Below are 15,167 nucleotides of genomic sequence, written 5' to 3' on the forward strand. Positions count from 1 at the left end.
ATCACCTCCTAAATCACGGCGAGCGATCGCAGGTCATGCGTCGCCTTGAATAGATTCTCGTGTTGGAAGTGAGCTGACATGCCGAAGGAACGCCCCAGCCTTTCAAGCTCCTCTTTCAGCCCTCGCGGATCAAGCTCCGGAGGAACGGAGAGCTCAAGCACCATCGTAAAACCTCCCTCCTCAGTCCTGCCGTAGAGATCGGTGATGTTGATGCCGAGGGAGGCGAGATAGGTGGACATATGGTATATAACCCCCGGTCGATCTAGTCCGAACAGGGTAAGTATGAAACGATCATATGTGGTTGGCGTGGCGCTTAGAGGTTCATCCGTTCTCCTTATGCGCACGGCGACCTCCAACTCTCCGGGAGCACCTGTGGACGCGATCACCTCCTTCACTCTCTCCACCGGAGGCGAAGAGGAGAAGGTGGCACAGAGTATAACGGTGAAGTATCCTCGAACAACCGTCTGGCTGATCTCCTCTATATTGCCTCCCATCTCAAAGACGGCCCTACCGATGCCGGCGATGATGCCCGGCCGATCGCGCGACATGACGGTTATGATGTATTCCATCCTCTCCCACCTCACCGGGGAACTGATTTACATGATACTATATCGACGTCATACGGTCAAATCACCGGGCTGCCCGCTCGACGACAGCGCTTATTACTTGATTCCCTCCATTTCCTCTGCTAAAATATCCCTGTTTGAATAATGTTGTCGTTTGCGAGGGTGTTTTGATGTCGAAGAGAAAGGTCGAGGTGCTCGAAAGCGATCTGGTCTATGATGGGTTTTTCAAGATTGAGAGAGCCCTTGTGCAATATGAACGGTACGACGGATCGATGAGCGAGCCGATAACCCGATACTGTTTCGAGCGGGGGGATTCCGTGGGCGTGCTGCTTTACAATCCCGACGCCGATTCCGTCATCCTGGTGGAGCAGTTCAGATACCCGGCGTATGTGAAGGGAGGGCCGGGATGGATCTTAGAGATCGTGGCGGGCGTTAAGGATAAGGAGGATTCCGTCAAAGTCGCGAGATCGGAGGCGATCGAGGAGGCGGGATATGAGATCGAGAGGTTGGAAAAGCTCACCTCCTTCTACCTCTCACCCGGCGGCAGTTCCGAGAGAATGGATCTGTATCTGGGATATGTATCCAAACCCTCCCATAAGGGCGGAGGAGTAAGGGAGGAGGGTGAAGATATCAAGGTCATTGAGCTTCCGCTGGAGAAAGCCTTGAGGATGATAGATAGAGGCGATATATGCGATGTTAAGACGATCCTAGCTCTGCTGTGGTTGTATAGGAAAAAGACGAAGGGGGAGTGATAGGATGGCATATCTATCTGATCAAGGCTGATGTGAGGTGAAATATGCTTAGCTTTGTCGGGTATTTCACCCTTCTGCTCTCCTTCATCTACATGTCCGTGATCCTCTGCTTCAGAATAGGGCTTGGCAGGGCCGAGAGGATCTCGCGGAAGATGCTCAGAAGGCGTTCCGACCCGAAAGGTCGGCCCTTCGTCTCCGTGATCATATCCGCCCGAAACGAGAGGGAACATATCGGCCGATGCCTCGAATCGCTCATAGAGCAGTCATATCCCTCACACCTCTATGAGATAGTGGCTGTCGATGATCGATCGGAGGACGAGACCCTCTCCATCATCCGATCATATGCCGATCGGTCGGACGTCAGGATCATTCCCCTTGAAAACGATGAGCCTGAAGGGTTAACCGGGAAGCAGACCGCCCTGGACAAGGCGATCCGATATAGCCGGGGGGAGATCATATTGACAACCGACGCCGACTGTATCGTTCCGTTCGATTGGGTCTCCGTTATGACGAGCTTCTTCTCCGATCCTGAGGTCGGTGTGGTGGCCGGGTTCTCGACGATAGACGATAGATCCCCGGACTTCAGGAAGCTCGGAAGATGGAGGAGGTTGTTTTTGAAGATGCAATCCTTCGAGCTGTTGACGCTGTTTACGGCATTCGCCGGGGGAATGGGGCTGGGGTTGGCATTAGCCTGCACGGGGAATAATCTGGCATACAGACGAAAGGTATATGAACAGATGGGCGGATTTAAGAGGATAGGTCGAACGGTCGCCGAGGATAACATGTTCATCCAGTGGGTCAACCGAAACACGTCGTGGAGGATAATCCCGTGCTGTTTAAGGGAGTCGCTGGTTATCACGATGCCTAAGGTAACCCTTCGTGATTTATTGGCCCAGAGGATCAGATGGGCCTCCAATTCGCTTGAAAACAGGTTTTCCGCCCTGGCCTTTATGGTGGCCGTTTACGGTATGAACCTGCTGCTTTACCCAACTCTCCTCCTTAGCCTTGCCGGGGTGATCCCGATATGGATCGGTCCAACGGCGATCGCCATGAAATTCCTGCCTGAATACCTGCTGGTCTCCAAGGGTATGAGGATGTTCGGCAGAGGCGATCTCATGAAATTCTTCCTGCCCATTCAACCCTTTCACACCCTTTACATCCTGATATGCGGTCTCGCCGGCCTGCCGGGAAAGGCGAGATGGAAGGGAAGGGAGTACAAGGCGCGACGTTAACCCCTTACGCTCATATTATCGCTGAGTGTAGCGGAGGTTTTTAAAGCTACCGTCCGCCTCTCGGCTGTCCCGATTATAGGTCATTTATTGTCATTTGTAGTCATTAATGACGGCGAAGCCGAATGACTTAATGACTATAAATGACGGTTGAGCTGTGGACGGCGGACAATTAGCCATAGGTACTGCACTCAAGGGGAATAAGAACAGCCCCTTATTGACATAACCGAGGAAGTGAGATATCCTATTTTGCGGTGAGGAAGAGATGGAGAGGAGAAAGGTTCAAGATGAGGTAAATCGACTCCTGCATAAGCTCGTAGAGGCGCTAAAGGAGAGGTTTGGTGAGGAACTGGTATCGGTGGTGCTGTTTGGCTCATTTGCACGGGGGGATTTCCACGAGAGGTCTGACATCGACCTGTTGATAGTTATAGAGAAGCTCCCTCAATCGCAGTTTAAAAGATCGAGGCTTTTCGACGAAGCCGCGGGGAGGCTTATGGATGGATTCAAGCTTCTTCGTGAAATGGGCTATCTGTGTCAGTTTATGCCCATAATGAAAAGCAGGGAGGAGGCCGCTTATCATTCGCCGATCTATCTTGACATGGTTGAGGAAGGGATGATCCTTTATGACAAAGGGGGGTTTTTCAGATCGGTGTTGGAGGAGATAAGGCAAAGGTTGAAAGAGCTGGGGGCGAAAAGGAAGTTCCTCAAAGGCGGGGGATGGTATTGGGACCTTAAACCGGACTATAGGCCCGGAGAGGTGATCGAAATATGAGAAACGACAGGATGGCGATCGGTTACCTCGAGGACGCCACCGTGAGGGTGGGGGAGTTGAAGCGGCTTTTCGAGATGAAGCGGTTTAATGTGGTGATCAGAGAAGCACAGGAAGGGGTTGAGCTGGCGCTCAAGGCGGCCTTGAGATGGGTGGGGGTGGAGCCTGCTAAAGTTCATGACGTGTCCGAGATACTGTTAGGGGAGCAGGATAGATTTCCCCGCTTTTTCAGGGATGAGATAGTCAGACTGGCGGAAATTTCCAGAAAGCTTGCCAGGGAGAGGGGAAGAAGCTTCTACGGCGATGAGGAGGGAGGGGTTCCCGCTTCTGAACTCTACTCGGACTCGGATGCCCTTGAGGCGATCGACGATGCCCAATTCGTGCTTCAGCTTTGTAGGGGACTTATCAGTTCAAAACCTGGCGGATAATGTGATCATCAACCCTATTCGCTTTAACCTAAGAGCATACATCCATGGTAGGAGGTGAATGAGATGAGGAAGATCTCAAGCGTTTCAGCTTTACTTATGTTATGGTGGCTGTGTTCGGTCTTCTGCACACAGACGAACGCCTTCACGGACGATTTCGAGGACAACAAGGACGATGGATGGGCACGGGTTGTGGGCGAGTGGGTTGTGAAGGATGGGAGATATCTCCAGGTTCAAGGCGGCGACCTCTGGCAGAGGGCGGTTCTCGATGAGATCAACGTTCGAAACGAGAAATTCCACCTGGTGGCGAAAGGCGGCCTAGTGAAAGGGACGCAGAACAACGGATGGGTCGGAGTCGTGTTCCTACACCAGGGCGTGGAGGAGGGCAAGGGCGGGTTCTACTCCTTCGCAGCCGTCTACGACGGAAGAAATATAGCTAGGCTGTTTAAATCCCCGTCCGGTAAATACCCGGATGTGGCATGGAAGAAAGACGCCCCTTTCACCCCGAAACCCGGTGAGGTTTATGAGTTCGTGGTGATCGTTGAGGGGAACGTCATAAAGTGCTTGATTAACGGAAAGGAGCTGATAAAAACGGAAGACCCCGAGATCTGGAAGGAGGGGAAGGTCGGACTTTTCTCGACGAATGCGGAGAGTTTCTTTGAGGAGATAACCGTCACAGGCCCGGGCATCCCAGAAGCGCAGGTCAACCCCGGCGGCAAAATGCCACTCACATGGGCTAGGATAAAGGGTGGAATTTGAACTGGGTAACTTTGCGCCCTGTAAAACGATCATCATGGGTAAGATCGCTCCTGACCTTTCGGCCTGCGAAACGATGCCGGGGCCAGGCAGGGGCGAAGGGTCGGATGCCCCAATTTGCTTAAATGGAGGGTGAAAATGCTCAGCCTGGGCTTAATGCTTGCTATTGTGTTCGCTTTCGCTGGGAATATCGAGTTACCCCTTGAGGGCGTCTGGGTGGAGGACCCTGAGGGCAAGCCTGTAATAGACCGAGGCCCTGAGGGGGCGTGGGATCACGTTGCGGTGGATAACCCATTCATCTATATCGAGGACGGAGTGTTCTACTGTTTCTACGAAGGGGAGAACGAACGACGTCAGGAGCAAGTTGGCATCGCCGTATCCACCGACCTGTTGCGCTGGAGAAAATATGAGGAGAACCCCGTGTTAAAAGTCGGCCCTCCAGGCGCCTGGGATAGCCTGGCCGCTAAGATCCCCGTCGTCGCCAGAAACAAGGAGACGTATTTCCTGCTTTACACCGGGAAGGACGGAAAAGGGGCGGCCATAGGGGTGGCAAGATCAAACGATCTCCGCCATTGGGAGAAATACCCCGGCAACCCGGTTCTACCCGGCCGACAGGGGAAGTGGGACCCCATTTTGACCACCTCTCCCTCCCTGATCGAAAGGGATGGGGTGTTCTATATGATCTACCGAGGGATGAAAGGGTTTTACACGGATCAGAAGCTGGGGCTGGCCATATCGAGGGATCTCCTCCACTGGAATCGGCGAGATAAACCCCTCAAGGGGCTTGACGATATCTATTCCTTCGCTATCTGCCCGTGGTTGATAAACGGCGAGTATATGGCTTTAGCCCAAAAGCTGCCTCCGAAACACGTCTACCTCTCAGCCGATCTGATCTCTTGGCGGAGGGGACCTGTTCTCACCTTCTCCGCCGGAAAGATCGACACCCCATCCCAGCCTATCCTGATAGACGGCGTTCTATGGATTCTTTATGAGAAGGGTGATAGGATTTACCGTGCTCGGTTCGAGCCAAGGCCTTAGCTGATCCTATGTTCCTCCTCTACCCGCTGAGCGATTCCTCGGCGTCCATATCGGGATCGGCGTGTTTGCCCTGTGGATGGGGGATTACCACCCTGGCGATCCCCCTCTCGCTTGCCGAGCAGGAAGAGCTGATACGTAGGGCGGAGACGCTTGAGAGATGTGGGATTCCCTTCCCCACCTTGAGTGAGAACCTGACGCTATACTTCCCGCCTTTTATCAGCGGAGAGGAGACGCCGTCCATGAAACAGAGGAAGAAACCCCTCCCGTGGATCACTACCCTCTGCGGCGGCGTGGGCGTTTCCCAGTTGATCCCATCAATCAAGAGATGTGCTCCTTTTTGAGTCATGAACAGGACGACCGGTCTCCTGAAATCGAGGAACCCCGAAAAATCCCTCACCTGCCCATCGCCTCTCTCCTGACAGAGCCAGCCGTCGGCGGAACTTATGAGCCATTCGGAAAGCGAAGAGATCGCCCAGCAGAGCGATAGAAACGCCCTCACATCCTCGACGCCGAAGTTCGGAACGAGCTCACAGGAGACCCGAACCTCCGGCGATTCATCGAAGATAAACTCCGCCCTGTAAGCGACGCTCCTCTCAAGCGGCGAGGGCTTGAGACGACCTTTTGAGAGGATCTTAACGCCCCTCCCTTCCTGACTGACAAAGACCTCCGGATCAGAACCCCTCGAGCCCACGTAACGCCTCCTCTCGTAAATACCGTAATCGGTGTATGCGTTCATGTTCTCGATCAGAGCTTCGCCCGTCCCTTTGAAGAGGAGCTTTGAGATCATCCCGTTTACCCTTGAGATCAGCACCGCATAATGGTCGTTTTCAACCCTCCACCCTTCGGGAACCTCGGTTAGTTGAAGGGCGAAGAGCGCTAACGTCAGCATCAGGATCATCTTCCCTCCCCTCCCGATCGCTTAAAATGACGCTCGATGACTTCCAACCTGTAACCTATGAGATCCCATTCGGGACGGACCTCCACGGGGAGACCGTCCAGGAAAGCGAAGAAGACCGTAGCCGTGCCGGATCTGTCCTGATGGACGAAGATATTCTGAGGTTTTCGCCCTCGCCATCGTATTTCGTCGAACCTCAGGATGAGCCCGCCCTCGACCTCGATCTCGATGGAACCTCCCTCTCTGAGGGGAACCTCCTTCGACTGCCAGAGCCTGCCGACCCGTTCTCCGAACACCCCTTCTTTCACCCCTCCCTCCGTCTCAGCACGCCACCTTCGGGCATCGGGGATACGCACGATGTGAGCGAGGAAAGCCCTGACGTCGCTCCTCCAGATCGAAGGTTTCACCCCACACCTCACCTCAACGCCCGGGGAACGGTCGAACACATATGTCAACTTGTAGCCCAGTAGAGGTCTTGCGACGTTCGCCCAACCCCAGAAGGAGAGCCGGAGGTAGCTCCGGAAACTCAGCTCAACCCCTCCTTTCGACCTCAAGATCACATCCGGCTCGAAATCATGGAAGCTATTGGCGCTGACCCGCACCTCCCTCCCCAGCGAATCCCTCACCGACCCGTAGATCCCGTAATCGGTGTAGATGTTCGAGGTTATCGCCAAGGCTCGACCCGTCCCCTTATGGACCAAAGACCTCAGATTCCCTCCCCGGCTCCTCCCGATGACGAGCCTGAGATCGCCGTTCTCAAACTTCCAGTTCGGTCCGTCGAACTCGACCGAAACGGGCCCGCACCGCCAGACCCTCCTCTCGATGGAGGGGAGTGGTTTATCAACGGAGAGCGAGAGCGATACGCCGAAAGGTCTACCCTGACCGAACCTCACGGGCTCCCCCTCGGGAAGAAGGGCGGCGAAAAACGTGAACCCCTTCTCACCATCGGAGTTGAACTCCCTCACGAACACGTTGTTTTCAGGATATCTCTTGAAAGCCAGGGTGAGCGTCCCCTCGCCTTTGATGAGGTGGATCGCCGGGAGCTCGGGGTTGAGCGGGTGGAGCCTGTGTTCCCATAGCCTCCCGCTAGGATGCCAGTATCTCCGCCCTTGGAACTCACGGTTCAGGGCGTAACGGGGGCTGAAAAGCCCTTCGATCTTCCCCTCGACCGTCTCCACATCCCATTCCTCGACCATCCCCGAACGTATCTCGAAGAGCAACGACGTCAAAACCGGAGGAGTGGAGAACTCCGGGGTGAGCTGAAGCTCAAGCTTCACCTCAGGGGAGCGGTCGCAGGTGTAAATGGCTTTCCACCTCATCCCTCTCCCGTCGGGAAACCTCGGGCATCGCCCCTCGAAGACTACTTCCACGGCTCCGTCGAGCTCCCTCCGCTTGATGCGCACGTCGGCCGATTCCGACAGCTTCAGCCTTCTCCCGAGCCATATCTTCCGATCGCCCTCCGTCAGATCCATCCCCTCGATGAGCGCCACGTTCGAACCCTCGGGGAGGAGCCTTTCGATAAGCCCGTTTCTGAGGAGTAGCTTGTAATGTCCGTTTCTGATCACAACCCTCCCATCGCCCAGCTCCTCCACCTCCGGGGCGGAGGAGATTTTCTCCGGAGCTCCCCTCGACCTTCGCCTGGGAGCTATGGCGGGGAAAGGTATCCCTTCCGGTCTTGCGACGACCAGTCTGGGCTCGAAAGGCGGGATGTCGAGCGATATTTTGAGCGTCTCCTCCGCTTTTACCTCGCCCAGGATCTGCCCTTCAAACGCCTCAAGCAGCTTATATCTTCCCGCCTTCGCACCGATCTCCCGAAGCGGCACGGTGATCTCCGTCCCCTTCCGTTCGGATGCGAAGTTTATGGCGACTACCGTAAAGCCTTCATCCAGCTTGCGCACGAAGGACATGACCTCGGGGGTGGTCGATTTTGCAGCGAGATAAAAAGCATCGCCCCGGGCCAGCTCGGGGATCTCACACCTGACGTTTAAAACCCGCCCTAAGAACCGCTCAAACCCCACCTCCTGTTCGTGGAAGAGGAACGGCACCCCCTGAACGAAGGCGCAGAGGGAAAACAGGGCTTTCATGGGCCCGACGCCATAGTAGCGGACGGACTTATATTTGTCGTGGTTTTCGAGCATCCGCATCATCCCGAAGGTCGCGCCTCGGGGAAACGTCAACCGTTGAACCTCCAACCACCTGAGCGTCTCCCTCACCCATCTTCGCCTCGGCATCTCGGTGAAGGAACGCAGCACCGTGAAGGAGAAGGGCCAGTCGTAGACGAAGTCGCAGACCGAGAGGAAAAGAGGCGAGCCGACCTCACCGAGTATACCGCTTTCGGGGTCAATCTTTTTCATCTCCCCTCTCACCAGTTTGAGCATCCGTAGCGCCCCGAACATCCCCGACTGCGACGGTCTCAAACCCCTCTGCGGACTCCAGTTCGCCGGTCCACCTCCGGCGCAATCGACCCTATACCCGTCCACGCCGCACTCCCTCATCCAGTAGGTCACAACGTCCGCCATGTAACGCTGCCAGCCGGGATGGGCGTAGTCGCACGAGAGACACCCCCACCAGTAGAGGATGGAGCCGTCCTCCTTTCTCGAAACCCAATCGGGGTGTTTCTCCAGGATCTCCCTTCCGGCGGGCGAGTTCTCCGGAGGACCGTGCGGGATGAGGTCGAGGAAGATGTGTATCCCCCGTTTATGCGCCTCATCGCAGAGGAGCCTGAGCTCCTCCTTCGTCCCGGCGTGAGGGTCTAAAGCGTAATAATCCCTCGGGGCATACCCTCCCGGCCAGCAGGGGTTGAACCAGACGACCCCCACCCCCATGCGATCCAGGGTGGGCAGAAGTAAACGGGCGAAGTTGCGAAAACCTCCGAGGTCCTTAAGTCCGGAATCTATGCTCCCCTGGGCGAAGAGCGAGTAGATCGAGGTTCCCCACGCCCAACCCGGTCTCTCGACGGTCTTAAACCCCGAAAGCTCGTAGACCTCCCGTGCGCCTTCCAACACCTCCTTCAAACTCCCGCTCTTCAGCAGGATGAACTGGTCTCCGATCTCCATCTCCCCGCCTCTCCCGAGCTTACAGAAAGCGGGAAGGGTGTGGTGAACGTTCAGGAACCCCTCTTCCTCCTCGGCGGCGACCAGGAACGGTTCCGTCTCGGTGTAGAAACCGACGAGGAGCCCGATTCTTTTCGTTTCGTTGTAAACAACGGCCGCCGGCGTCCCCGCCCAGATGCCAGCCGAGCGGGTCCGTCCCGGAGAAAGCTCACCGAACTTGAACTTCCCCGGAGGCCACAGGGGCGGTAAAGTATAGAAGCAATCCGCAAGGGGTTCGATCGCCGCGCCGAAGAGTGAGAACCTGATCGAGTTGACCTTCGCCTCCCCTTCGCCGACGAACCTTAAGGTCGCCCTCCGCCTCGCCCAAGCCCCTTCATGCGGGATCACATAGACCGTCTCGACCTCCCAGTTACCTCTCAAGAGGCGGAGGGTGAGCTTCTTCCCCTCGTCCGTATCCTCCCTCCGAAGATCCGAGAGCCTGAGTTTCCCCTTCGGATCGGAGAAGACCCACTCCCCGTTGACCTTCACGTTGACGGGAGGTCCCGTTCCCCCTGCGACCTTGATGTTAGCTTTAAGATCGCGAACCTCGATGAGGGCGCCGGTGGTGGGATCGAACCCCAAGGAGATCTCTCCGTTGGTCAGCAACGCCGGCTCACCGGCTGTCAGGAGGAGAGCCGAGATTATCATCCATATCATCTAGCACCTCCCGGTTCTGGATCTCCTTGATCCCTCCCGCTGTCGATGACGGAGATTGTTACATCCATTTTTACCACACCATCTCACCACCTACAAGCTCATCTTTCAGATGTATTTTACACTCAATTTTGAAGGTTGGTCAACGGAGCCGGAATCCGTCCGCCATGTCGAACGAATCGTCGATTGCATCCGATGTTGCGAGGTAGCTGGAGTATTGGAGAAAAGGTATCTATGAACGTTCGATTGCCTTGCAGGAATCTTTCCCCATCAGGTGATACCCGTAAATAACATCCATCTTACCGTTGAGATCTTCAACAGTATATCCGCCGGGCCGGTATTATCGAGGGCTCATTTGGTGGAGTAGCCCTTCCATCGCTATCGCCGTTGAAAATCACAACATTCCTCCCTAGACGCAAGATCCATAAAAACCCAGATTTTATAGGGATTCGAGGGCATCTCATTCTTTGGCACCCTCCTTGCGCATAGAGATGGTGCAGATTTTAAGCTGAAGGGAGGGAACGAAGATGAGGGCCGGAGAGATCTTCAGGAAATTGGTTGAGGATGAGAGAGGGCAATCGATACCGGAATATGCCCTTTTGCTGACCCTTATAGGCGGCGCGGCTGTGGGAGTTTCACAGCTTTCAGATCAGATCAAGGAGATATTCAATCAGGCAACGGCTATATTCCAGCAGATAGCCGAGACTCTGAAGGAAAACAGTGCTAATTTAAAGATTAATCCGTAATCGGAAGGTGGTGTGTTATGGCAATGAGAGACGGAAAGGGGTTGGGTTTGAGGGAGCTCATAATGATCCTGTTTCTCTTCCTCATTTTGACAATACTGATAGGATATCCCAGATTAAGCGGTATGATCATGAATCTTTCGGGGATCGGGTTAGGCTTTTCCCTGCTCTATATCGGATATCGCTTGGAGAACCTCCTCAGGGGTTCTCGCGAGGTTGATAGCTCGGATGAAGGTCTCGTTTCTGATAACACGCATGATATCGCTTATCAGGTCAAGCCAGGGCACATTAGAGCTCTGGGGAACAAGAACCATGATTATCAGGTGAACAGGCTTCCCATCGGGTGACTCGAAGTCAACCCCTTTCCTGGACCGCCCTATCATAACGATCGGGAAATCCACCAGATTTGTCCGACAATGAGGTAGGGCTACCCCATGTCCTATGGCGGTGCTTTCCAACCCTTCCCTGTTTAACAGATTTTGGAACAGACGGATCTTGAGGAAGGAATGATCGATCCCCTCCAACATATCGAGCATCTCCTTGAGAGCGCCCACTTTATCCCGTGACTTTATGTCAAGACATATCAGATCCTTACGTATGACATTAGAAAGCATAACCTCTGCTCGGAACATACCGATATCGAGATGAAGGTTTAACCTTAGGCTAAGCAATTTGCGTGCCATCTTATTAACCCAGGGAAATCGGGCCTTTTCAGGATGAGGGGGAGAGCTAAGATGCAAATTTTGCACTATCTCTCCCTCGCAAGTCCATATAGCTCGACCTCTCTGACATAGGCGGGTTTCTCGACGAGGATACGGTAGACCTGAATAGGGGTGTCGAAGATCCTCTTGAACGCCCTTCCGATGACCTTGTCGCCGGGACGTGGATTAACCTTCTCGACCACCCCGTCGTTTACCGTCCTGCGGACGTATATGAGTATCTTATCGGTCGTAAACTTGACTTGTCTGAAATCGTATTTCTCCTGTGCCCCCTGGAATACCGATTTCTTTCTTCTCCTAACCGCCACTGCCGTTCTCCAGGTTTTTAATCTATCATCCCAGAACTTTATGTCGAACCAATATAGGTTGCCGTTATATATGACGATCCTTCTTATCTCCCGAGGGCGTGGGAGAGTGATGGTGAAGATCCGTGGTTTATCGCCCGGCTGGACCACGCCATACGTGTCATATTTGCCATCATTGATGGCAGGGGGTGAAGCGGTCGCTCCCGCGGACTGGAGAGCGTAGTTCTCGCTCCAATTCGGCCCTATCAACAGCCTTGTCCAGAAACACCCGGAAAAGGCTAAGGCCAACAGGATGAATATAACCGATGAGTTAAACTTTCCGTGAAATCGCATTTAATAAAAACCCTCCTTTTGCGGCGGTGTATACGAAATACGCCCCGAATAGAAACAGGAACATGGAGCAGAACATCAGGAAAAGCCTGTATACCTTGTCGTTTATAAACCTCCCGCCTAAGGTTAAGCTGATCCCAACGGCGCCATACCAGGCGAGGTCCGAGGAGATGTGTCCGATATAGAAGGAGGGCAGCAGGATGAAACTGCCTTTGATCGCTTTAGAGACGAAGGTCGCCCCGACGGTCAGCCACCAGATGGTCCAAAACGGATTTGAGAGGCTCACGATGACCCCAAGACCGAAGGGTTTAAGGAACTTTCCTCCCTCTTTTCCCCTCCCAGGTTGAGCTTTCTCCAGCAACGATCCGATGCTTGGGCGCGTATGGCGAAAGGCATCTTTGATCATCCACACGGCCATCCATATCATGACCATGCCGCCGGTTATACCGATCATCTTAAAGATGAAAGGTTTATCCATGACCTCCTTCAGCCCAAATGTGAGGCCCACCACGGTGAAGAGTTCAAGAAGACTGTGTCCCGCGACGATCATGATCGCCGCTATGAGCCCTAGCCTCAGGGTCTGGGATATCGTCACCAGGAGCAGAGGCCCAGGCGTAATAGCCCCTGAGAAGCCGACTATGAAAGCGGTCAGAAACATACTCAACGGCGACATGATGACACCCCGCGGATCAGCTCGCCTATATGGTAATAGATCGGCGGGGTTAAGTCAAGCCGAAGGGCATATAGGCTGTAGAGGCCATGGACATCCGCATGAGGATACCCCTTTTCTAACCTCCTGAAATAATAATGTCATTTGTCGTCATTTATGGTCATTTGTAGTCATTATCATGATGGTGACGTCTATCTGTCCAACGTCCAGGGTCTGAGGATTACAGGTTATCAGCCGGCGGATGTTTTCAATGGCGGCGAAGCCGAATGACCCAATGGTTGCCCAAGATGGCGTAGCGCTTGCACAGGCGATTATAAACGGCTTGCGGGACGTCGTCAAGGAACCTTGCATATCGATCTGTGATGTCTTAACATTATCCCAACAGCGGGCCGGATAATAGGAGGATTTCGATGAACGTAGTTGAAGGTTTACCCTTTGATGCCGCCCCTTTTGGCCAACCGCTGCCGGAGGGAAACGGCTGGCGATGGGAGGATCTGCGCGAGCTACATCGGGTGACCCTCGTCTTTCGGGAAAAGCCTCCTCAGGAGATCCGCCTGCAGTACTGGCTGACATCCTGGCCCCATCGCAGGCTACCCAAAGACCATGTCCCCGAAGGCGGTAGCGTCGGCTGGTGGGGATTAGGCGATTGGTTCACGGGCAGATGGCAGACGGCCGATACGTCCCTCCTCATCGAGGAGGACAGGGCCATCTTCACCTTTCGACCGCTGAACGAGAGGGAGTTCCCCGATATGACTGATCTTCCCGCCACCTATCGCACGACCTTTCAGATCCGATGGCTGGCGGAGGAATTGCCGCCGCTTGAGCGGATAGAGGCGCATACCGATTCGGTCTGGGCATCTTCGACGCTGACCGTGCTCTGGCGATCGATCCCCTCTTCGACGCCGATCTTTGAAACCTTTAACGGACATATATCATCGGTGCGGAGGGTGAATCCGAGATGTTATCGCGTTACACTATGGCGAACTCGCAATCCCGATCCGAACTCCTTCGACAGAACGCTTCTCACCGTCCATAGCGATTCGACCTTCACCGTGGCGATCGACGATCTGGATGCAGGTCCTGTCTATCTGCCCGATTACGACATCTGTGTTGTGAAGGGCGAGGAGGAGAGGGATTTCACGGGCCTCGTCGCCGCCATACGGGTTAACTCACCGCCCAGCCTTTACGATCTCATCTCAGAGCTGCCGGAGCAGAGCTGGGAGCGTGCCTGGCGGAACATGGTTCCCAAACGGGGACGGTTATACCTACCCCTGGGAATGGACGGGGGACGACAGAGGACAATCTCTTCCTCTCGTCACATTACGGCTACAAGGTTGAAGATTTCAAGCGCCATTGGTTCGATCGGGGCGGTCTTTCATTACAGGGCGGATTGGCAGACCAACGCCACCGATATCCTACACCAGATCCATTGCAGCGGTATATCGCTCAAGGGCGCTCTGGAGTGGGTTTACCCCACCTTACATTCAGAGGGGACCAGGCATTCGATAGAACGAAACACGAAGATCGCGATGAAACTGATAATGGAGAACCGCCTTAAAGTCGATCCGCTCCTAAGCCATGTGATCAAGCCTGAACGGATAAAATCGGCATATGAGGGGCTCCTCAATCGGAAGGATGAGTTCATAGGGGTAGTCATAGATTGGTCTGAGGAGTAAACCTGAGCTCCAGCATAGCGATATGGCATCTCCTTACGATTATCCCTCAATCCGGAAAAACCCACAGGTTTTCCTCCCCGCGTTTAAGTTCCGTCTCGATTATCCTTCGCTCACCCTGAGGGGGTTGAAGCTCAACCCTATATCTTCTGTAAAATCCCCTCAACTTAAGCTCACCGTCCGAGCCGGTTCGGCCTTCGATCTCAGTCCGTCATTTTCCCTTAACCAGTTCCGTCAACCTCTCGTAGGCCGGTTTAGGGGACATATCCTTGCGCAGGAAACCCGCTGCCGTGCCCTGCCATGCCCCTCTATCGGAGAAATCCCACCAGGTTATCGCCTCGACGGAAGGATGGCTGAAGAGCATATCTCCTCATCCTCCCATAGGAAGATGTTGCACCCGAATTTAAACTCATGCTTGATCTGGTCGCTCATATTTTCGGTGAGTGTAGCAGAGAGCTGATTTGCGTAGTGCGTAATGCGTGCGGCGTAAAGCGCCTTACGCTCTACGCCCTACTCTCTACGCCTTGCGCACTACGCTTGATGGATAACCG

The 15,167-nt window shown here is 54.3% G+C and carries 15 protein-coding genes; 8 read left to right on the plus strand and 7 right to left on the minus strand.

What is annotated here, in order from left to right:
- Positions 1 to 8: 8 nt before the first annotated feature.
- Entirely contained in the window at positions 9 to 569 is a 561-nt protein-coding gene (locus tag J7M22_13045; GenBank protein MCD6507535.1) for an ACT domain-containing protein, read from the minus strand.
- Between the two features lie 167 nt (positions 570 to 736).
- Between J7M22_13045 and J7M22_13050 the strand changes: the two genes are divergently transcribed.
- The 6 genes from J7M22_13050 to J7M22_13075 all read left to right on the plus strand — a co-directional run bounded on the left by J7M22_13050 (position 737) and on the right by J7M22_13075 (position 5,535).
- Positions 737 to 1,318, plus strand: coding sequence for an NUDIX domain-containing protein (locus tag J7M22_13050; protein MCD6507536.1), 582 nt, complete (start codon positions 737 to 739; stop codon positions 1,316 to 1,318).
- A gap of 44 nt (positions 1,319 to 1,362) precedes the next feature.
- Positions 1,363 to 2,550, plus strand: coding sequence for a glycosyltransferase (locus J7M22_13055; GenBank protein MCD6507537.1), 1,188 nt, complete (start codon positions 1,363 to 1,365; stop codon positions 2,548 to 2,550).
- 262 nt (positions 2,551 to 2,812) lie between these two features.
- Entirely contained in the window at positions 2,813 to 3,319 is a 507-nt protein-coding gene (locus tag J7M22_13060; protein MCD6507538.1) for a nucleotidyltransferase domain-containing protein, read from the plus strand.
- The gene (locus J7M22_13065; GenBank protein MCD6507539.1) at positions 3,316 to 3,744 is read left to right on the plus strand and encodes a HEPN domain-containing protein; all 429 of its coding nucleotides are present in this window, start codon (positions 3,316 to 3,318) and stop codon (positions 3,742 to 3,744) included. The genes J7M22_13060 and J7M22_13065 overlap by 4 nt, the downstream gene beginning before the upstream one ends.
- A gap of 63 nt (positions 3,745 to 3,807) precedes the next feature.
- Positions 3,808 to 4,500 (plus strand): hypothetical protein, encoded by a 693-nt coding sequence (locus J7M22_13070; protein ID MCD6507540.1) that lies wholly within the window; start codon positions 3,808 to 3,810, stop codon positions 4,498 to 4,500.
- Between the two features lie 135 nt (positions 4,501 to 4,635).
- A complete protein-coding gene (locus J7M22_13075) occupies positions 4,636 to 5,535 on the plus strand; it encodes a hypothetical protein (GenBank protein ID MCD6507541.1) in 900 nt (299 codons plus the stop codon).
- A 19-nt stretch (positions 5,536 to 5,554) separates the two neighbouring features.
- On the opposite strand, the gene J7M22_13080 is transcribed toward J7M22_13075, so the two are convergent.
- A complete protein-coding gene (locus tag J7M22_13080) occupies positions 5,555 to 6,433 on the minus strand; it encodes a hypothetical protein (GenBank protein MCD6507542.1) in 879 nt (292 codons plus the stop codon).
- On the minus strand, positions 6,430 to 10,179 hold the full coding sequence (locus tag J7M22_13085) for a hypothetical protein (GenBank protein ID MCD6507543.1): 3,750 nt from the start codon (positions 10,177 to 10,179) through the stop codon (positions 6,430 to 6,432). The genes J7M22_13080 and J7M22_13085 overlap by 4 nt, the downstream gene beginning before the upstream one ends.
- A 524-nt stretch (positions 10,180 to 10,703) precedes the next feature.
- Here J7M22_13085 and J7M22_13090 point away from each other — a divergent pair.
- The gene (locus tag J7M22_13090; protein ID MCD6507544.1) at positions 10,704 to 10,922 is read left to right on the plus strand and encodes a hypothetical protein; all 219 of its coding nucleotides are present in this window, start codon (positions 10,704 to 10,706) and stop codon (positions 10,920 to 10,922) included.
- Between the two features lie 149 nt (positions 10,923 to 11,071).
- Here J7M22_13090 and J7M22_13095 read toward each other — a convergent pair whose 3' ends face one another.
- The 3 genes from J7M22_13095 to J7M22_13105 form a co-directional block, all read right to left on the minus strand.
- Entirely contained in the window at positions 11,072 to 11,533 is a 462-nt protein-coding gene (locus J7M22_13095; GenBank protein MCD6507545.1) for a PTS sugar transporter subunit IIA, read from the minus strand.
- Between the two features lie 134 nt (positions 11,534 to 11,667).
- Complete coding sequence (locus tag J7M22_13100) at positions 11,668 to 12,276, minus strand: hypothetical protein (protein ID MCD6507546.1); 609 nt, start codon at positions 12,274 to 12,276, stop codon at positions 11,668 to 11,670.
- On the minus strand, positions 12,254 to 12,946 hold the full coding sequence (locus tag J7M22_13105; GenBank protein ID MCD6507547.1) for a LysE family transporter: 693 nt from the start codon (positions 12,944 to 12,946) through the stop codon (positions 12,254 to 12,256). The genes J7M22_13100 and J7M22_13105 overlap by 23 nt, the downstream gene beginning before the upstream one ends.
- A 407-nt stretch (positions 12,947 to 13,353) precedes the next feature.
- Here J7M22_13105 and J7M22_13110 point away from each other — a divergent pair, with 407 nt between their 5' ends.
- Positions 13,354 to 14,619 carry a hypothetical protein gene (locus tag J7M22_13110; GenBank protein MCD6507548.1) on the plus strand — a complete coding sequence of 422 codons (1,266 nt, stop codon included), beginning with the start codon at positions 13,354 to 13,356 and terminating at the stop codon, positions 14,617 to 14,619.
- 208 nt (positions 14,620 to 14,827) lie between these two features.
- On the opposite strand, the gene J7M22_13115 is transcribed toward J7M22_13110, so the two are convergent.
- Positions 14,828 to 14,980, minus strand: a complete 153-nt coding sequence (locus tag J7M22_13115; protein MCD6507549.1) for a hypothetical protein — start codon at positions 14,978 to 14,980, stop codon at positions 14,828 to 14,830.
- Positions 14,981 to 15,167 lie beyond the last annotated feature (187 nt).

It is taken from the genome of Candidatus Poribacteria bacterium (assembly GCA_021162805.1).
Lineage (GTDB): Bacteria > Poribacteria > WGA-4E > B28-G17 > B28-G17 > JAGGXZ01.